Source organism: Pseudoalteromonas sp. PSi26 (genome assembly GCF_054960575.1).
In genome coordinates this window covers 202091-221897 of record NZ_JBHNYT010000001.1, presented here as the reverse complement: position 1 = coordinate 221897, position 19807 = coordinate 202091, and the positions used below count along the sequence as shown (strand labels likewise).

16 protein-coding genes and 2 tRNA genes are annotated in these 19807 nt (G+C 38.2%); 8 read left to right on the top strand and 10 right to left on the bottom strand.

All coding sequences use genetic code 11. The annotated features are described in order from the left end of the window. Position 1: 1 nt before the first annotated feature. Positions 2-982: a helix-turn-helix domain-containing protein gene (locus ACFI34_RS01055; RefSeq protein ID WP_462672073.1), complete on the bottom strand. Its 981-nt coding sequence runs from the start codon at positions 980-982 to the stop codon at positions 2-4. Positions 983-1399: 417 nt separating this feature from the next. Between ACFI34_RS01055 and ACFI34_RS01050 the strand changes: the two genes are divergently transcribed. After that, positions 1400-3916, top strand: coding sequence for a glycoside hydrolase family 3 protein (locus tag ACFI34_RS01050; RefSeq protein WP_462672072.1), 2517 nt, complete (start codon positions 1400-1402; stop codon positions 3914-3916). Between the two features lie 81 nt (positions 3917-3997). Continuing rightward, the gene (locus ACFI34_RS01045) at positions 3998-5719 is read left to right on the top strand and encodes a glycoside hydrolase family 9 protein (protein WP_462672071.1); all 1722 of its coding nucleotides are present in this window, start codon (positions 3998-4000) and stop codon (positions 5717-5719) included. A gap of 555 nt (positions 5720-6274) precedes the next feature. Here the strand turns inward: ACFI34_RS01045 and ACFI34_RS01040 are convergent. The 4 genes from ACFI34_RS01040 to ACFI34_RS01025 form a co-directional block, all read right to left on the bottom strand. Continuing rightward, positions 6275-6351, bottom strand: a tRNA-Val gene (locus ACFI34_RS01040). A 213-nt stretch (positions 6352-6564) separates the two neighbouring features. Then, a tRNA-Val gene (locus tag ACFI34_RS01035) sits at positions 6565-6641 on the bottom strand. Between the two features lie 114 nt (positions 6642-6755). Next, positions 6756-7817 carry a DUF3080 family protein gene (locus ACFI34_RS01030; RefSeq protein WP_462672070.1) on the bottom strand — a complete coding sequence of 354 codons (1062 nt, stop codon included), beginning with the start codon at positions 7815-7817 and terminating at the stop codon, positions 6756-6758. Beyond that, positions 7798-9150 (bottom strand): MATE family efflux transporter, encoded by a 1353-nt coding sequence (locus tag ACFI34_RS01025; protein WP_462672069.1) that lies wholly within the window; start codon positions 9148-9150, stop codon positions 7798-7800. Before ACFI34_RS01025 ends, ACFI34_RS01030 begins: the two co-directional genes overlap by 20 nt. Positions 9151-9278: 128 nt before the next feature. Here ACFI34_RS01025 and ACFI34_RS01020 point away from each other — a divergent pair, with 128 nt between their 5' ends. Then, on the top strand, positions 9279-9905 hold the full coding sequence (locus ACFI34_RS01020) for a riboflavin synthase subunit alpha (protein WP_410900609.1): 627 nt from the start codon (positions 9279-9281) through the stop codon (positions 9903-9905). Here ACFI34_RS01020 and ACFI34_RS01015 read toward each other — a convergent pair. Further along, the gene (locus ACFI34_RS01015) at positions 9902-10105 is read right to left on the bottom strand and encodes a CPXCG motif-containing cysteine-rich protein (protein ID WP_008128431.1); all 204 of its coding nucleotides are present in this window, start codon (positions 10103-10105) and stop codon (positions 9902-9904) included. The genes ACFI34_RS01020 and ACFI34_RS01015 overlap by 4 nt on opposite strands. Before the next feature lie 137 nt (positions 10106-10242). Continuing rightward, complete coding sequence (locus ACFI34_RS01010; RefSeq protein WP_462672068.1) at positions 10243-11103, bottom strand: fructosamine kinase family protein; 861 nt, start codon at positions 11101-11103, stop codon at positions 10243-10245. Positions 11104-11227: 124 nt separating this feature from the next. Between ACFI34_RS01010 and ACFI34_RS01005 the strand changes: the two genes are divergently transcribed. Further along, positions 11228-11920, top strand: coding sequence for a DUF445 domain-containing protein (locus ACFI34_RS01005; RefSeq protein WP_410900607.1), 693 nt, complete (start codon positions 11228-11230; stop codon positions 11918-11920). 68 nt (positions 11921-11988) lie between these two features. Here ACFI34_RS01005 and ACFI34_RS01000 read toward each other — a convergent pair whose 3' ends face one another. Beyond that, entirely contained in the window at positions 11989-12351 is a 363-nt protein-coding gene (locus tag ACFI34_RS01000) for a DUF3718 domain-containing protein (RefSeq protein ID WP_462672067.1), read from the bottom strand. 252 nt (positions 12352-12603) lie between these two features. On the opposite strand from ACFI34_RS01000, the gene ACFI34_RS00995 reads away from it, so the two are divergent. The 3 genes from ACFI34_RS00995 to ACFI34_RS00985 all read left to right on the top strand — a co-directional run bounded on the left by ACFI34_RS00995 (position 12604) and on the right by ACFI34_RS00985 (position 16126). Further along, the gene (locus tag ACFI34_RS00995; protein WP_008128423.1) at positions 12604-13389 is read left to right on the top strand and encodes a hypothetical protein; all 786 of its coding nucleotides are present in this window, start codon (positions 12604-12606) and stop codon (positions 13387-13389) included. A gap of 100 nt (positions 13390-13489) precedes the next feature. Then, the gene (locus ACFI34_RS00990) at positions 13490-14872 is read left to right on the top strand and encodes an amidohydrolase (RefSeq protein WP_138740828.1); all 1383 of its coding nucleotides are present in this window, start codon (positions 13490-13492) and stop codon (positions 14870-14872) included. A gap of 12 nt (positions 14873-14884) precedes the next feature. Beyond that, entirely contained in the window at positions 14885-16126 is a 1242-nt protein-coding gene (locus tag ACFI34_RS00985) for an amidohydrolase family protein (RefSeq protein WP_462672066.1), read from the top strand. A 145-nt stretch (positions 16127-16271) separates the two neighbouring features. On the opposite strand, the gene ACFI34_RS00980 is transcribed toward ACFI34_RS00985, so the two are convergent. After that, positions 16272-18494, bottom strand: a complete 2223-nt coding sequence (locus ACFI34_RS00980) for an NADP-dependent isocitrate dehydrogenase (RefSeq protein WP_462672065.1) — start codon at positions 18492-18494, stop codon at positions 16272-16274. Between the two features lie 512 nt (positions 18495-19006). Then, the gene (gene cspD, locus ACFI34_RS00975) at positions 19007-19225 is read right to left on the bottom strand and encodes a cold shock domain-containing protein CspD (protein WP_006792879.1); all 219 of its coding nucleotides are present in this window, start codon (positions 19223-19225) and stop codon (positions 19007-19009) included. A gap of 208 nt (positions 19226-19433) precedes the next feature. Between cspD and clpS the strand changes: the two genes are divergently transcribed. Further along, positions 19434-19742 carry an ATP-dependent Clp protease adapter ClpS gene (gene clpS / locus ACFI34_RS00970; protein WP_021032429.1) on the top strand — a complete coding sequence of 103 codons (309 nt, stop codon included), beginning with the start codon at positions 19434-19436 and terminating at the stop codon, positions 19740-19742. Positions 19743-19807: the final 65 nt, after the last annotated feature.

The following is a 19807-nucleotide window of genomic DNA, read 5'->3' as shown; positions in this document are numbered from 1 at the left end:
GTTAATTCGCACTTTTGTTTTGGTTTTCCCAATACTCTTTTCTAAATTGAGTGGGTGTTACGCCCACTAGTTTTTTAAAAAATGTATTAAACGTTGCTTTACTGTTAAATCCTGCCTTATCCATAATGTCTAACATCGTTACTGTTTTATTTTCTTCTAGAAGTAGCAGCCGTTTACTTTCTTCAATTCTATAGTGGTTTATAAACTCAAAAAAGTTTTTACCAAAGTGCCTATTAATTATAGATGACAGGTTTCTCGATCCCATACTTAACTGACTCGCTAAATTATCAAGTGTAAGTAAATGGTTTAAATAAGGCTTATTTTGCAGCAAATAGGTTTCAATTTTTTGTATTTTTTCGGGTTCAAAGGAATCTGGAGCTTTATGTTGTTCAGCTGTTAGTTCATCGTCAATACCCTGAAATATTCTTGAATGACCTGCACTAAAGTAGATTAAACTTGTGATTAATAAGAGAATTGCATAATTAGCTGTAAGCCCAAGTAATTCATGGTCAACTAGAATACCTATCTCGTAAGACATAATAATACCCAAAGAGACAAATATTGAATTTAGGTGCACAACTAAAAAACCAATCACAAGGAATTTAAGCCAAGTTAGGTCGACACTCTCAAGCTCTGCAAACTCATTTTTAATGTTTTTTTGGTATTTTTGTAACTCTAAAAAACATAAAACGCTAATTGAAAATCGAAAGCACTCCCGAAAAAAATAAATAGCTCGGTCAATAAATGCTGTGGTTTCAATTGTATCATTTTTAAGTACATTTAATTTGATGCTATTTTCTATCATAAGCCAATCAACAGTGAAATAAGCGGCATAAAAAATGAATGGTATGAATAATAGCGAATCGTGTTTTTTTAGCTGATAATTTTTGTTAACTAACGATTTGATATAAAGCAGAAGCAAAGGGACTTCCAACCAAAAAGCTAATCCAAATGTGTAAAATAGATTTGGGGATAAACTCAACGCATACGCTCGAAATGCCTCACCAAAGTTAATAAGGTTATCCGTAGGAATTGCAGCTTGAGTTAATAAAAAGCAAGCAAGTAAATAGTTACTAAGTTTATTGCCCTTTTTTAATGTTACTAAAAATACACTAAATGATAAGCATATAAAAATGGTAAAAATTAAAGCGAGATCGTGAGTGTTAAAAAGAACTTCTTTCACAATTTAATACACCTTTATTAAAATTTTTTTTGGTACACGTGTGTTCTCAGTGTCGTTGTATGTTATCTAATAATCTCTAATATTTGAAATAGCCGGACGTTCAAATAGAGTAAATTGCGTGCATTTATACGCTTGAAACCTCTATTTGAACGACATTATGCCACATTTGATATAAAACTGTTTGCCACACTAACAAAGTATCAGGTTATTAGATTAATGAAATTAACTTATTCTTCATTTTTACTTGGCTCTTTTATGAGTCTTGCGTCTGTTAACACAGTTGCTAAAAACGATATAACACTTTGGCCAACTCTTGAACCAGCAATAAAAAAAAATAATGCAGAGTTGGAAACACGTATTACCCATTTAATAAGCCAAATGTCACTAGAACAAAAAGTCGGTCAAATGGTTCAAGCAGAAATAACCTGGGTAACGCCTCAAGATGTAAAAAAATATCATTTAGGTTCGGTTTTGAATGGCGGTGGAACATTTTTACACAATAACCGTTATGCGAGTGTATCTGATTGGGTGTCTTTTATGGACGAGCTTTATCTAGCATCAATGGATACATCAGAAGGCGGTTTAGCTATTCCAGTTACATATGGCATTGATGCAGTACACGGCAATAACAAATTTATTGGGGCTACTCTATATCCACATAACATTGGATTAGGTGCAACACGTAACCCAGATTTAATTTATAAAATTGGAGAAGCTACAGCGAAAGAAGTATTACTTGCAGGTATAGACTGGACATTTGCCCCAACACTTGCCGTTGCTAGGGATGATCGATGGGGTCGAACTTACGAAAGTTATTCTGAAGATCCTGAGATAGTTGCCAGTTATGCTAAAGAGATGATTGAAGGCCTTCAGGGAAAAGTAAATACAGCTAACTTTTTAGATGACGATCATATTTACTCTACCGCAAAACATTGGGTTGGTGATGGCGGCACCTACCAAGGAATTGATCAGGGCGACAACCGTGAGACAGAAATTGATTTAATTAAAAATCATGCAGCGGCATATTTTCCTGCACTTAAAGCAGGTGTGCAAAGTATTATGGCTTCTCATAATATGTGGAATGGCTTGCGCTTACACGGCAGCAAATACCTCCTTACCGATGTTTTAAAAACGCGACTTGGTTTTGATGGTTTTATAGTGGGTGATTGGAATTCGCACAGTAAAATACCCGGGTGTACCAATGATAGCTGTCCTCAGGCTGTTAATGCCGGGCTAGACATGTTTATGGTTGTAGAAGATTGGAAGGCTTTTATAGGCAATACAGTAGAGCAAGTTAAAGATGGAATTATTCCTATTGAGCGTATAGACGATGCAGTTAGGCGTATTTTACGCGTGAAAATACGTTCGGGGCTATTCGATAAAGGACTTCCATCAACACGCAAATATGCTAACCAAAAGCAATTGTTAGGTGCACCTGCACATAAAGCAATTGCTAGGCAAGCCGTTAGAGAATCGTTAGTGCTGCTTAAAAATAATACTAACCTTTTACCACTTAACCCAAATAGTAAGGTATTAGTTGCGGGTGATGGTGCTGAAAATATGAGTAAGCAAACGGGTGGTTGGACAATTAACTGGACAGGCGAAGGTAATATTAAATCTGATTTTCCAGGGGGAACGTCAATTTTTGATGGTATAAAGCAAGTGGTAAACAAAGCGGGCGGCAATGCAGTGCTAAGCCCTGATGGTAGTTTTGATGTAAAACCAGATGTTGCCATTGTTGTATTTGGTGAAAATCCGTATGCAGAGTGGATTGGCGATTTAAAATCTATTGCTTATCAGGCTCATTCTCACCGTGACGCCAAATTAATCGAGTCATTAAAATCACAAGGTATAAAAGTTGTATCGGTGTTTTTATCGGGCAGACCTTTATGGGTAAACAGAGAGATAAATGCATCAGATTCGTTTGTAGCAGCTTGGCTACCAGGTAGTGAAGGTGTTGGTGTAGCTGATGTTTTGTTTAAAGATAATAAGGGCAATATTCAATTTGACTTTAAAGGTAAGCTTTCCTTTTCATGGCCTAAATATGCATCACAAGTTGTATTGAATCGTTACGATGAAAACTATGACCCACTTTTTCCTTATGGATTTGGATTAACCTATAAAGACAATGTTATGCTTGATAAATTAAGCACAGAGAATGACTTTATTTTTGAAACGCCTACCAATACTCCTTATCAAATAATGCAAGGAAGAGCGAAAGGTGATTGGAATTACCAATTGCAAGCGCTTGGTGATACAAAAGACATCCACACACCATCAGGAAGTATTAAAGGCTTAACGATGATTGAAGCCGATAAAAACATTCAAGGTGATGCAAAAGAATTTACTTGGAGTGGTGCTAATACTGCTTCAGTTTTAATAAGCTCGTCATGGTATCGAGAAGATTTATCGCAATACTTGATCAATAAAAGTGCGTTAACATTTGATGTGCGTGTAGAAGCCTACCCAGAAAAAGCGATAAATGTCCAAATGGGCTGTGGTAAAAGCAAGTGTGGTTCGTTTGATATAGCGCCAACTCTTAACGAATTTAAATTAAATACATGGCAAAAAGTATCGATAGACCTATTGTGTTTTGCTAATAAAGGTGTTGAATTTCAACGCTCGAGTGCGCCGTTTATTTTAACGAGTGAAGGTGCGGCTAAAATACGAATTGCTGATGTTCAATTTGAGCCACAAGCACAAAAGGTAGCCACAATTAAGTGCAGTGAATAATCACTAAGAGCACTAATTGTAATTTTATAGTTAGTGCTCTTAGTCCTTTTTGCATTAATGTAGTTTATACGTAAGGGCTATATGAAACATTTTATTTTATCGTTAATACTACTGAGTGTGTTTACTCTAACCGCTTGTTCGGTATCAGTAAAAACAAACCCTAGTAAATTAAGTAAGTTAACTTCAAACCAACCAATAGCAATTAACCAATTAGGTTACCTAAACCACGGTGACAAATTTGCCACAATACCTAACGTTAAGGCTACCCAATTTGATTTAATTAATGCGAAAACAAATAAGGTAGTTTATACCTCTCAGTTGGGCGCAGCTAAAAAATGGTCTCTTTCTGGCAATGATACGTTCAAGCTTGCTGATTTTTCGGAATTTGTTACTTCGGGTCACTATTTTTTGCGTGTAAACGGCGTTAGAGATTCTTCATTATTTCCAATTGGTAATGATGTTTATGATTCACTTAGCACTGCGGCTTTAAAGTATTATTATTTAAACCGTTCTAGTATTGCTATTGAAGAAAAGTACGCGGGAGTTTATGCAAGACCAATGGGTCATAAAGATGACAATATTGGTTACCACCCCTCTGCTGAGGCAAGTGATAACTATAAAACTCAAAAAACGAAAGCAAACAAAGGCTGGTATGATGCAGGTGACTATGGCAAGTATGTTGTTAACTCAGGCATTAGCACTTACACATTACTTGCAGCGTTTGAACATTACCCTGATATTTATAAAAAACAAAATTTAAACATACCTGAATCTGAAGATAGCGTTCCTGATATTATAAATGAAGCCCTATGGAATCTTGAATGGCTAATCTCTATGCAAAGCAATGATGGCGGTGTATACCACAAATTAACAACACGCGATTGGCCTGGTTATGAAATGCCACATGAGGATAAACGCCTACGCTTAATGATAGGCAAATCAACAGCAGCAAGTTTGAACTTTGCAGCTACGCTTTCCATGGCCAGCCGGGTGATTGAACCTTACTACCCTAATAAGAGTAAGCAATATTTAATGGCAGCTATAAAAGCATGGCGTTGGGCGCTTTTAAACCAAACGCAATATTATGTGCAACCAATTGATATTAAAAGCGGTGAGTATGGAGATCAGTACTTAAAGGATGAGTTTGCTTGGGCCGCTGCAGAGTTATTTATAACAACTAAAAATAAACACTTTTACACTATCTATAAAGAGATAAACATCAATTACACGGCTCCAGCATGGCGAAATGTATCGTACCTTTCTTTAAGTAGTTTGCTGTTTAAAGCAAAGGATTTATTATCTGAAAAAGAATACGCAGCCCTACAAATAAAGCAAAAGCACTTAGCTGATATATATTTAAACCAACATAAAAGTAGTCCCTACAATGTTGCTATGCAAAAATCTGACTTTGTATGGGGAAGCAACTCAGTCGCGTTAAATAAAGCGATGGTTTTGCTACAAGCCGCTCAGATAAATAAAAATAACGATTATAAAAATGCAGCTCATGGACTTGTCGATTATGTATTAGGGCGAAACCCTACGGGTTACTCTTTTGTTACTGGGTTTGGCACTAAAACACCTTTGTATCCACATCACCGAATTTCACACAGTGATGGTGTGGTTGCTCCTATTCCAGGAATGCTTGTAGGTGGTCCTCATTCAGGCCAGCAAGATAACTGTAACTACTCATCCAATGAGCCCGCAAAATCATATATTGACGATTGGTGCAGTTTTTCAACAAACGAGGTTGCAATTAATTGGAATGCGCCACTTGTCTATGTACTTGGTTCGCTCTCTGAATAGCAACTTTATAAGTTTTAATTTGCACAACTCAATTGATCCTATTTATTCACCCAAGGAAAGCGTTATAAAAGTAGGGAGAAGTTTTTTGCATTTATATTTTTTGAATTGGTACGACTGAGTGGATTCGAACCACCGACCCTTGGACCGGGTTATTAAGAGTGGTTAGTGCTTTTTCTTGCATTTATTTTTTTTGAAGTGGTACGACTGAGTGGATTCGAACCACCGACCCTTGGACCGGGTTATTCAGAGTGGGTAGTGCTTTTTCTTGCATTTATATTTTTTGAATTGGTACGACTGAGTGGATTCGAACCACCGACCCTTGGACCGGGTTATTAAGAGTGGGTAGTGCTTTTTCTTGCATTTATATTTTTTGAATTGGTACGACTGAGTGGATTCGAACCACCGACCCTTGGACCGGGTTATTAAGAGTGGGTAGTGCTTTTTTTTGAGTTTATATTTTTGAATTGGTACGACTGAGTGGATTCGAACCACCGACCCTTGGACCGGGTTATTCAGAGTGGGTAGTGCTTTTTCTTGCATTTATATTTTTTGAATTGGTACGACTGAGTGGATTCGAACCACCGACCCCTACCATGTCAAGGTAGTGCTCTAACCAACTGAGCTACAGTCGTAAAATCTTTTAGGGTTCTTAAATGTTAGTACGACTGAGTGCATTCGAGTTACTGACCCTTGGGCCGGGTTGCCAAGAGTAGGTAGTGCTCTTTCCTTCAATTATACGTTTCATTAATGTTGGTACGACTGAGTGGATTCAAGTTACTGACCCTTGGGCCGGGTGCCCTAGAGTAGGTAGTGCTCTTTCCTTTAATTATACGTTTCATTAATGTTGGTACGACTGAGTGGATTCGAACCACCGACCCCTACCATGTCAAGGTAGTGCTCTAACCAACTGAGCTACAGTCGTATTTTACATTTAATAAGCTTATGAAAATAATCACCAGCGGTCGCTAATATATAGCGTGGGGGAGGTCGAATCAAGCACGTTTCGTATTTTTAAGTTTATTTGCCGTTTTTTTATTCATATTGGGCTGATTTCACACGTTTTATAAAATTCTTGCCACCAAATAACATGCTGTTTAGCTGAGCTTTTTAACTGATTTAATAAATTTGTTTTAGAGTGGGGGGCAAGTAACTCATTAATAGTATCTGTTGTTACTGGCTCTTTATACCAAACCTGGTTTAATAACGGCTGAAGTACTTCAAGAAAGCCAATAAGTTGTGCCTGATATGGTTGTATTTGTGACAAATAATATTTTTGAAAAATATTATTCATAATTTTCGCTTTATCTTTGTTTTTATTTTTAGGGCAAAAAGTATTCAAATTTATATTTTGAACTAAATTAGTGGCAGATTGATTTAGTCGAATTTGTTGCCTTACAGATTTGATTAAGGACTGATTAAACCTGTATTTGTTAAGCGTTTCGAGTGCTTGATATATTGCATCTGCGTTTATTTCATCAAATTGAGCCTGTGCTAATTGCGCTTTAATTGCAGTCAGTTTTTGCATCGCCTCAATTGTGTCGCTAAAGCCTGCGGGTTCTTTACTTAATTCTGAAGCGGTTAGCGACCACGTGCGGTTTAGCTCCGGCTCTTCCAAAAGAGCTGTATTAAAGTAATGCAGTAAATCAGCTTGTTTTTGATTTTTTGCTTCATGTATTTTTTTATATGTTACTGAGGATTCATCGAGGGAGGCTAAGCAGCTGTTAGCGTGTTGAATAAAGTCTATTTGATATTTTAAACGCCCTGCAGCGGTTGCTGTTTTACCCAGTTGGTTGTTGTGCTCACTTATTACCACATTTAAGTTACAACTGCTTATTCCTGCAAGCTCTACTATACCCAGTGTTATTTTACTGTTTTTGAGTTTGGTTAACGGCTTTAATTTTAGTGAATTTAGTGATGGCAGGTCTTCAGATTTTTTATCGGTTATATTTTCAAGGCGTTCTATGTAAGTGTTGTTTATACTACTTGGAGCTTCTGTACAAGCTGTAAGCACAGTAGTGGCTAGTATCAGTAATATGCATACTGATACTAACTGCTTTGTATAATGTAAATTAAGTGTGTTAGCTAATAAATGGTTCATGTTTAAAGCGCTTACTAACAGTTAACATTAAGAGTATCGCTGCGACGGTGAGCCCGACAATTATACCAATCCAAAACCCGTGCGGCCCCATTGCTGGTGCTATGATGTCCGTTCTTGCCAATACGTAGCCTAAGCTAAAGCCGATTAACCAATATGAAATAAACGTGATGTAAGAAATAGGGGCCGTGTGTTTTAACCCTCTTAATATGCCATTTGCTGCAACTTGTAGGGCATCGGGTAGTTGGTAAATACAGGCTAAAACCATAATTGAAGTGGCAAGGGTAATAACAGCAGGGCTGTCTGTGTATAGCTGGCTGATCACATCACGGCCTATAAACGTTATAAACGCCAAAAACAGTGCGATTAATATAGCCAGTAAATAACTTGTTGATACGGCTATTTTTAACTGTTCAAACTTGTTTTGGCCATACAAGTTACCAATCCGAATACTAATAGCAATAGAGAGGCTCAGCGGCATCATAAACAGTAACGCGGTAACACTCGCTGCAATTTGATGCCCTGAAACAGCAACCGCGCCTAAATGGGCAATAAAGAGTGGAATACACGCAAAAAGTGTCACTTCAAAAAAAGTAGCCAAAGAGATAGGAATACCTAATTTTGTAATAGTGGCGATAGTCGTTATATTTGGTTTTTCAAACGGTATGAGCAGCCCTTTGGCATCTATCTTTTTACTCATTTGGCAATAAGTGACCTGTGCTAATGCCATCACTGTTAAAACAATAGCTGTTGCTATACCACAGCCAGCTCCGCCATAGGCGGGAAGGCCAAATAAACCATTTATGAAAATGTAGTTAGCAGGAATATTAACGGCTAATCCGAGTAAGCTAATATAAAAGGCCGGTTTTGTCATACCCATGCCTTCGGTCATGTTTCGGTAAGTTGTAAAAAATAAAAACCCAAATACTCCCCATTTAACAAATTGAATATAGTCGTAAGCGAGGCTCGCAATAGCCGGGCTTGTATCTAGCTGTAATATTATAATGTTTGCCAAGTAGGCAATACTAAAGCCTGTAATGCACAGTAAAACGGTTAAATATAAAGCTTGTTGAAAATAGTGGCTTATGCCTTTTTTGTCATTCGCGCCGGCAAATTGTGCAATTATGCCAGTGAGTGCTAACAAAATACCTTGCAACGCTAAAAGTAGTGGGTTCCAAATACCTGTTGCAATGGACAGTGCTGCCAGATCGGTTGGGCTGACCTGACCTGCCATTATTGTATCGACCACCGACATTAATATAAGGGTAACTTGTGCTAAAAAAACAGGTAGCGCGAGAGAAAGTAAACGCTTAGCTTCCCAATTACAAAAGGTCATAAAAACAGCTATTTAATGAGTAAGGCTGTAATTGTAATCTATTGTCTTTGAAATAAAAATCTAAGGAGTGAATGATTTTATAATTCGATACGTTAAACTATTACTTTGTCATAATTTAACGAGATTTTATGTTTACAGGTATAGTGCAAACTCAGGCTACTGTGGTGTCTAAAACCCATAATGAGGGTGTTTTACGTTTAGTGGTGTCGGTGAGCGATGACTACGTAAAACACCTAGATTTAGGAGCCAGTATTGCGATTAATGGGTGTTGTTTAACGGTAGTAAAAGTTGAGCTAAGTAACCAAGATGTAGTCGCGCAAGTTCACTTTGACGTTATTGACGAAACACTTAAATTAACTAATCTAGGGCTTCTTGAGCTGGGCAGTTTAGTAAATTACGAGCGCTCTGTTACTTTTGGCACAGAACTGGGTGGGCATATTGTATCGGGACACATTCACTGTGCGGCTAAAATAAATCAAATAATTAATACTCAAAGCAACTGCAAAATTCAGGTAAGCTTACCGGTAAAGTGGCAAAAATATGTATTGTATAAAGGTTTTGTTGCCATTAATGGTGCTAGTTTAACAGTAGGCGAGATTGATGAGCAGGGCTTTTGGTTGCATTTAATTCCAGAAACATTAGCAATTACAAACTTAGGTAAAGCGCAAGTAGGTGATGAGCTAAATATAGAGGTCGATCAGCAAACTTACACTATTGTTAACACCGTAGAAAACTACCTGCGTCATCAAAATTAAAAAATTTGTTCGTCGTCACTGTCTACGTGCAGCTCTAATTTATTGTTTGCATGGTCTATGTGCATATTTAAATGGATTGGGTTGCAACAGGCAGTGCAGTCTTCAATGTAGTCCTGATCACCCATGCTGGCATCTAAATCCAAATGAATGTGGTGTCCGCAAAACGGGCAGCTAATGCGTTGTGATAAAAAGTCTTTCATAATCACTCCAAATACAAATAACTTAAGCAGAGCTTGGAATGTTTTTTATTCTAACCACGGCTTAATGACGTAAAACTGAACTCCTTAGAACCCTTTAAATATAGTCTGTTTAGCCTGTTATGACAGTTTATTTACACTTATTGCATAAGCTTATCTATATGTTGTTTAGCTTCAGTAAGATAGTGCCCAGCAAAAATATTTGCATGATTTAAAATAGGGTATAGTTGGTAAATATGTTTACGTTTTTGATAGCTTGGTAGAAGAGGATATTGCTTATTATAGGCAACATAAAATTCATCGGGTAGTGGCGCAAATAGCTCGCTCATTGCGATATCCACTTCCCGATCACCATAATAACAAGCGGGATTGAATACGGTCGGTGTTCCTTTTAAAAAGCCCAAGTTGCCTCGCCAAAAATCACCATGTAACAAAGATGGGCTCACAACATGACTATGTAGTTGTGCTTTAACTTCATTAATTATGTGCTCGGGATTGGCAAATTTAATGCCTTTTTCGGCTAATAGTTGTAATTGCCACCCTATGCGTTCTTCGGCAAAGAATACATCCCACTTTTTGTGCCAACGATTTGGTTGAACTGTGGTTGCTAAGTGATTATCTATATCAAAGCCAAACATTGCCTGGTCATGCTTTTGGTGCATTTGCGCTAGTTGAGTGCCTATTTTTTGCCATTGGCAATAGGGCTGCTCATCAAGATCTAACCACGTAAGTACGATAAATGAAAATTCAATGTTAGCACCTGATGTAATGCAGGTTGGAACATTAAAATAACTATTATTAGCAAGCATCTGTAAGCCCCTAGATTCACTTTCTAATCGCTCAAGTTCGCTTTTGAGCGCAATTTTAACAAAGTAGCTTTGTGTGCCATTGCTTATATGAAAATATTTATCGGTTGTTGTGCTTTGCAGTTGTCGCTTTTGTGTGTGTTTAAAGTCAGTATTTGTAGCTTGGCTAATGTGCTCGTTAATTGCTTTCCACATAATAGTTGCTCGTATTTTATACAGACACTTAAACTATGGCAAAAAGGGATTAATTTAACAAACTAAACGTTGTAAAATTAGCGAATGTGTCGCACAAAGTGACGCTAACTGTAATGGAGTAAAAATGAACAAAAGTTTTATAACCAATTTACTAGCAAGTATTTGTGTAGCTGCAGGATTGATGTTTGATCAGCCAGTAGTTTTGTCGGTGGGGTTATTTGCACTTTCTGGCGCAGTGACCAATTTATTGGCTATTCATATGCTATTTGAAAAGGTGCCGTTTTTATATGGGTCTGGTGTTATTGCGCTCAAGTTTGAGAGCTTTAAAATTGCTATACGAAACCTAATACTCACTGAGTTTTTCTCCGAACAAAAAATTAATAATTTACTCAACAAGGCGCAGCCTAATATCGACTTTGAACCGATCATTAGTAATGTTGATTTAAATCCAGCTTTCGATAATTTACTAGAGGTTATAGAACAATCACAATTTGGTAGCATGTTGGGTATGTTTGGAGGCACTGCTGCAATAGAGCCAATGCGTGAAAAATTTATTGAAAAAATGCAACTTTCGTTGGCACAAATTTCTCAAACAGAGGACTTTAAAGCGTTAGTAACGCAAACGCTTTCACAAGGAAATAGCGCTCAAGGGTTGCACAGCACAGTACTTAAACTTGTTGATGAACGCCTTGATGAATTAACCCCTAAAATGGTGAAAGAAATTATTCAAACAATGATACGCGAGCACTTAGGTTGGTTAGTTGTTTGGGGCGGAGTATTTGGCGGTTTATTTGGTTTAATTGCGGGTGTTCTTTAAGCGATAAAGTTAAAAATAAAACTAAGCAGGTTATAGTTATGCCTGCTTAGCTATAACGTTTAAGCATGTTATTGAGGAGACGAAATAACAATGATTTCAGGTGACGACACCTTTGCTAAATCTTTAATTGAAGTGCGAGTACTGCTTTCAATATTTAAGTAATTAGCACTTTTATCTAAATTATAACGCGCTACAAAATCACCCATAGGTAAGTTATTACACGTTAGTTTATTGCTAATAATGCTTTTTTTAACGTTCAATGACTGCTGTGTTTTGCGTAGTACATATGCTTTATTAGACGCAACAGCCATACAAATTTGTGTGCCTGGCGTTGAGTCGGCTGCTACAAATTGTGTTGCTGATACAGGTGCTGCTAATGCTGCACTACCAATTATAAGTGTTGTACATAATGCTGTTTTAAATGTATTCATTTTACTTTTCCTCGTTGTTTGCGGTTGCAAGCTAATTATTAAACTAATTAATTAAAAAAGCTGTTAACCAAACGCAACAAGCTGTAAGCAAGTATGTTTAATGTACACACTTACTTATAGGCTCATGAAAAAGCATATTTTTAAGTGTGTTTTTTGACACACTTTCATAAAAATAATTTATTGATACTGACATATTTTTTTAGGCTGGTATTATCGCCCCATAAATTGATGTGTAGATTTTTAGGATAAACAGTGAGTAAAGCGTTAGCCAGTTATTACCAACAAGCCTATGCCTGCGAACAACAACATTTTAATCAGTGTTTTTATTGTGGCTGCGAAGCAACTGAACGCGATCATTGCCCGCCTCTTCATATGCTGCAAAGTATTATTGATTTAGGCGAGGATGCCGACTTTATTTCAATTCCTGCTTGTTATGAATGTTATGCGCTATTACATAACGAACGACTAATGACGATTGACGAGCGCTTTACCAAAATTAAAAAAAAGCTGTCTAATAAATATGCCAAAGCACTGCGTGTCTACAATATGTGGGAAGAAAACGAATTAAGTGACATGAGTGATGAGTTTGCTCACAGTATTCAGGCCGGTATGAAATTAGGAAAAGAAGCCGCAGAGCGATTGGCATTTACTGGTTTTAGTTACGCCACTGAAGAGGCACGTGTCACAGTACGCGAAAAAACCAAAGAGTTTGATGTAGAAGGTAACGTTTTTACCGATTTTAAAGACGCACTGAATTACTGCATTACCTCTTTAAATGTGCAAAAAAGTGACTTTTATAAAATTTTAGTTGAAGACTACAACGGCGATTTTAACAAAGCCCTTAGTCAGTACCGTCATCGCCACGACAAGGTAACAGCGGCTAAAGATGGTAATACTCTTATTAAAGATTTTTCTAAGCTACATAAGCAAAATTCAGATTTTGTAACCCGCACGGTCAAACATTTTATCAGCAAAGATCCGTCACTCACCACAGAGGGCGCACTAGAAAAGCTATATAACAATTATATAAAAAAATAATCACGTAAATTCATCTTAATTTACCGCGTTTTCACCTGTTTTTTTAGCTTTATGCCCAAGCTTTCGCTAAAGTATTAAAAAAACAGGAGAACCCAACAACATGAATAAATTTGCTCCCTCTTTATTAGCAGTTGGCTTAGCCGCTGCACTTGTAGGTTGCCAAGAAAATGGCCCGCAAGATGATAAGATTACTATTAACAAAAACCCATACCCAAGTACTTACACGCCAATCTCTACAACAAGCACACTCATCACAAACGCGACTGTTCTTACAGGGACTGGCGAACGCTTAGATGACGCTGATGTACTATTGGTCGATGGTAAAGTACAGCAAGTAGGTAAAGACTTAACTGTAAAAGCAGACACAACTATTGATGCACAAGGTAAATGGGTAACACCAGGTATTATTGATGTTCATTCACATTTGGGTGCCTATCCAAATCCATCAGTTGAATCACATCAAGATGGTAACGAAATGACCAGCCCAAATACGGCCGAAGTGTGGGTAGAGCACTCTGTTTGGCCGCAAGATCCAGGGTTTAACCGTGCGCGCGAAGGCGGTATTACCTCGTTACAAATTTTACCCGGCTCTGCTAATTTATTTGGCGGACGTGGTGTAACACTTAAAAACGTGCCTGCGCATACAATGCAAGGAATGAAATTTCCTGATGCACCGTATGGATTAAAAATGGCATGTGGTGAAAACCCAAAACGAGTATATGGTCGTAAAGGCGTATTGCCTTCAACACGTATGGGTAATATGGCTGGTTACCGCACTGCGTGGATTGGCGCGCAAGAATATAAGCGAGCATGGGATAAGTACGATGCAGAATACGCAGAAGGTAAAAACCCTGAAGCCCCGAATCGCGATATAAAGTACGATACATTACGCGGCGTTCTTGAAGGCGAAGTAATGATCCACAATCATTGTTATAAAGCCGAAGAAATGGCGATGATGATTGATCTTTCTAAAGAATTTAATTATCACGCGGGTACGTTCCATCACGGTATTGAAGCATACAAAATTGCAGATTTGTTAGCCGACAATGGCTCGTGTGCTGCATTGTGGCCAGACTGGTGGGGCTTTAAAATGGAAGCCTACGACATGGTTCAAGAAAACGTTGCCATTGTTGATGCGGTTAAAAACTCGTGTGCCGTTGTTCACTCAGATTCAGACACAACCATTCAACGCTTAAACCAAGAAGCGGCTAAAGTAATGTATCGTGCTAATGAAAATGGCTTTGATATTTCAGAAGAGCATGCAATTAAGTGGATCACGACTAACGCAGCAAAATCATTAGGTATTGACGATAAAACAGGCTCGTTAGAGGCAGGTAAACAAGGCGATGTGGTTATTTGGAACCAGAGCCCGTTTAGTGTTTACGCAAAAGCTGAACAAGTGTTTGTTGATGGTGCAAAGGTTTACGATAGAAACGATAGCACTTATCAGGCAACCAGTGATTTTATGTTAGGTCAAAAATAAGGAGCACCCAGAATGAAAAATTTATCACGTTCGTTTTCGCTATCTCTGGTTGCTGCCGGATTACTAGCCTCTGGTGCTGTAAATGCACAGTCATTGGCTATTATTAATGCAACTATCCATACATCAACAGAGCAAGGCGTACTAAAAGGCGCAAGCATTGTCATGGATAACGGTAAAATTACAGCGATTAACCCAGCAGAAGTAAGCGCTGATCAAATTATTGATGCCAATGGTAAAATTGTTACTCCTGGATTCATTGCAAGCAATAACCAACTTGGTTTAGTTGAAGTGGGTGCGGTTGCAGGCTCTCGCGATGCGGGTGACGACAAAGCAGGTATAGATTTTGATGTGAGCCTTGCATATAACGCACATTCAAGCTTAATACCTTATGCACGTAAAGGCGGCGTTACACGAGATGTAATTACCCCTTATGGAGGCGATAGTATTTTTGCAGGTTTGGCTAGTGTGGTTGATTTAAGCGGTAGCCTTGACAGTGACGTTCAAAAACAAGCAGCGTTAGTTGTACATTTAGGTGAGCGAAGAAAAGGCTCGCGTGCTTTTACACTTCAAACATTGATTAATAAGCTAGATGCTCATCAAACTAAATTGAGCAAAAAAGATAAAAAAGACGACGATAAACCAAGTACTGAAGACAAAGTAATGGCTAAAGTACTTTCTGGCGACATGCCATTGGTTATAAGCGTTTCGCGTGCTGCTGATATTATTGAGCTTATTAAAGTGAAAGAGCAATTTGGTGTTAACTTAGTACTCAGTGGAGCACAAGATGCCGTTGTTGTTAAAGAGCAAATTGCTAAAGCGAATATTCCCGTAATTATTAGCGCTATGGACAACTTACCAGGAAGCTTCGATTCTTTACACGCTAGCTTAAATAATGCAGGTTTACTTGAAAAAGCCGGTGTTAAAGTACTTTTAACGGTTGGTGGAGATGCAAGTCACAATATTTATCAGCTTCGCTTTGACGCAGGTAACGCTGTATCTTATGGCATGAGCCAACAAGGTGCTCTGAAAGCTGTTACATCAAATGTTGCTGACGTATTCGGTATTAATGCGGGCAGTATTGAGGTGGGTAAAGCCGCTGATGTAGTGATGTGGACTAATGATCCGTTTGAAATAAGCAGCAACGTAAGTCGTATGTTTATTAATGGCACAGAGGTGTCTACACAGTCTCGCCAAGATAAATTACGTGACCGTTATACTACTGATTCAAACATGCCAAGAGCTTATACTAAGTAATTAGTAAGCGTTATATCAACCCGACAATAGGGATTTGATTAAGCGAGTTGATATTAACTTTAAAAGGTCGCATTAAGCGGCCTTTTTTATAGGCATAAAAAAACCGCTTACTTTTAAAAGTAAGCGGTTTTATTTTTACTATTTATTACACTAATTTAGCAAGGATATCGTTAAATGTAGTGCTTGGACGCATTGCTTCAAAAGCGGCTGCGTCGTTAGGCTGGAAGTAACCACCTAATTCAACAGCTGGGCCTTGAGCATCGTTTAATTCGTTTACGATCACGTCTTTATTTGCCTCTAAATCGCTCGCAATTTGAGTGAACTGTGCTTTAAGTTCGCTATCGTCATTTTGCTTAGCAAGTTCTTGAGCCCAAAATAAAGATAAGAAGAAATGAGAACCACGGTTATCAATTTCTTTAACTTTACGTGAAGGCGATTTGTTTTCAGCAAGGAAAGTACCCGTCGCTTTATCAAGCGTATCTGCAAGTACTTGAGCCTTTTTGTTACCTGTAGTTACACTTAAATGCTCTAGTGATGCTGCAAGTGCTAAGAACTCACCTAAAGAATCCCAACGTAAGTGGTTTTCTTTTTCAAACTGCTGAACGTGCTTAGGTGCCGAACCACCTGCGCCAGTTTCAAATAAGCCACCACCGTTCATAAGTGGTACAATTGAAAGCATTTTAGCACTTGTACCCAGCTCTAAAATTGGGAACAAATCTGTTAGGTAATCACGTAGTACGTTACCTGTTACAGAAATAGTGTCTTTACCTTCTTTAATGCGAGCTAAAGAGAATAAAGTGGCTTCAAGTGGCGCTAAAATTTGAATGTCTAAGCCAGCTGTGTCGTGATCAGGTAGGTATTTATTTACTTTTTTGATTAGCTGAGCATCGTGTGCACGGTTTTCGTCTAACCAAAAAATAGCAGGAACGCCAGTAGCACGTGCACGATTAACAGCAAGTTTAACCCAATCTTGGATTGGTGCATCTTTAACCTGGCACATACGCCAGATATCACCTTGCTCAACACTGTGCTCAAGTAGTGTATTACCCGCGGTATCTACTACACGAATAGTACCCGCTGCTTTTGCTTCAAACGTTTTGTCGTGTGAACCGTACTCTTCTGCTTTTTGAGCCATAAGGCCAACGTTTGGAACGCTACCCATTGTCGTTGGATCAAACGCACCGTGTTCTTTACAAAAATCAATAGTTGCTTGATAAACGCCAGAGTAACAACGATCAGGAATTACAAAACTTGTGTCTTGTAATTTACCGTCGTTGTTCCACATTTGACCGCTTGAACGAATTGCAGCAGGCATAGATGCATCAATTATCACATCACTTGGCACGTGTAAGTTTGTGATACCACGGTCAGAATCAACCATAGCAATAGCAGGGCGGTCAGCATATACAGCTTGAATATCGGCTTCGATTTCAGCGCGTTTAGCATCATCTAACGTTTGAATTTTAGAGTAAACATCGCCTAAACCGTTATTAACATCAACACCTAGCTCTTCAAAAAGTTCACCGTGTTTTGCAAATACGTCTTTATAGAATACTTTAACAGCGTGACCAAATATGATTGGATCAGACACTTTCATCATTGTCGCTTTCATGTGAAGCGAGAATAAAACGCCTTTTTCTTTAGCAGCATCAATTTCAGCAGCTAAAAAAGCCTGTAGCTTAGCAGCACTAATGCGTGAAGCATCAATTACCTCACCAGCTAGTAGTGGTGTGCTTTGCTTAAGAACAGTTATATCCCCGTTTGTAGCAACATGCTCAATGCGCACGTCAGTTGCTTCTTCAATAGTTGTTGATTGCTCTGAACCAAAGAAATCGCCTTCGCTCATGCTTGCAACGTAAGAGGCAGAGTCTTTGCTCCACGCGCCCATTGAATGTGGGTTATTGCGTGCGTACTCTTTTACAGAACCAGGTGCACGACGGTCAGAATTACCTTCGCGTAATACAGGGTTTACCGCACTACCTTTAACTTTGTCGTATGCAGCTTGGATTGCTTTTTCTTCGTCGTTTTTAGGCTCAACAGGGTAATCTGGAAGGGCATAACCTTTTGCTTGAAGCTCTTTTATCACAGCGCGTAACTGTGGAACTGAAGCACTAATGTTTGGAAGTTTGATGATATTAGCTTCAGGTGTTTTTGCAAGCTCACCTAGTTCAGCAAGTGCATCACCAATACGTTGTTCTTCTGTTAAATAATCAGGGAAGCTAGCAATTACACGACCTGCTAATGAGATATCGCGAGTTTCAACTTCAACACCTGCTGCATTTGTATATGCTTGGATGATCGGTAGCAACGAGTAAGTTGCTAGTGCCGGAGCTTCGTCCGTTTTTGTATAGATAATTTTTGATGTCATCATCATTCCTAGATAGTCGGCCAATTGGCCTTATTCAACAATGCAAAGAAATCATTAAAGCTGAGAGAGTACATATCATAGTGTTTTAATATATACGTTCAGATAATGAATAGTTTGTTAGGTGTTGGTACTCGTGTAGCTTTACAGTTAAAGCAGAATAGTCACACCTGACGAACTGTGGTCATATTTATAGCTAAAAATATAATAAAAATACATTAGCCTTTAGACTAGTATATTTTGTGTGCTCAGCAAGTTGAGCTAGTTGCTATATTTTGCGTAAATTTTTAGCATCAAGAGTGTAACAAGCTTGAATACAAAGGGCTAGAGTTTGAGCCTGCTCACAAGCAGTTAAACGGTCAACTCTTAGAATATTGGGGTATATGAAATAAAATCAAGGATGAGGGTTGAAAATAAAGAAAAAGAAACAATTTATATCGATGTGGGTAAATAGAAGTGTGGGGAATTAAGCGAGGAGCCTAAAAGGTCGCTCGCTTTAGTCGAATAAACAATCGTCACTCTAAAATGTCGCCGTCTAAGGCAATATTTTTAGCGTGCAAGCCTTTGGGGCCTTGTTCTAATTCGAATGTTACATCTTGTCCAGCTTTGAGTGTTTTATAACCGTCCATTACAATTGTAGAGTAATGGGCGAAAATATCATTCTCGCAGCCGTCTTCAACGATGAAACCAAAACCTTTAGCATTGTTAAACCATTTAACTTTACCACAAGCCATACTTCTACGTCCTTCAATAAGTTGACTAATTTAGTTATTCTAAATCGTATTATTTGCTAGACTGATTAAGGATTAATCAATCTATGTTTGACTGTAGTTTATTTAATCAATCAGTCAAGCTTTTTGAGCTATTTTTTAATATTTTATTTATTTTTTATTCAAGTTTGCTTGAGTTCCTAAGACAAGACTATATTTAATTATGAGTGGTATGAAAGATTCAGGTGTTATCGATACAGTTCGCGACAGCGAAAAGCAAAAGCTACAGCCGCCGCGGAAATACAAAGTTGTTTTAAATAATGACGATTACACGCCGATGGACTTTGTAATAGAAGTTTTAACGACGTTTTTTAACATGGATAGCGATAGAGCAACCGATGTGATGCTTCAAGTTCACGAAAAAGGTAAAGGTATTTGTGGCGTTTACAGCGCTGATGTAGCTTATACCAAAGTTGAACAAGTTAACCGCTACTCGCGTGATAACGAGCATCCGCTGCTTTGTAGTTGTGAGCAGGAATAAATCCCAACTAGGGTGATCACACACCTGTTTGTTGTGGTATACATTATTATCTCAGTAAGGGGTTG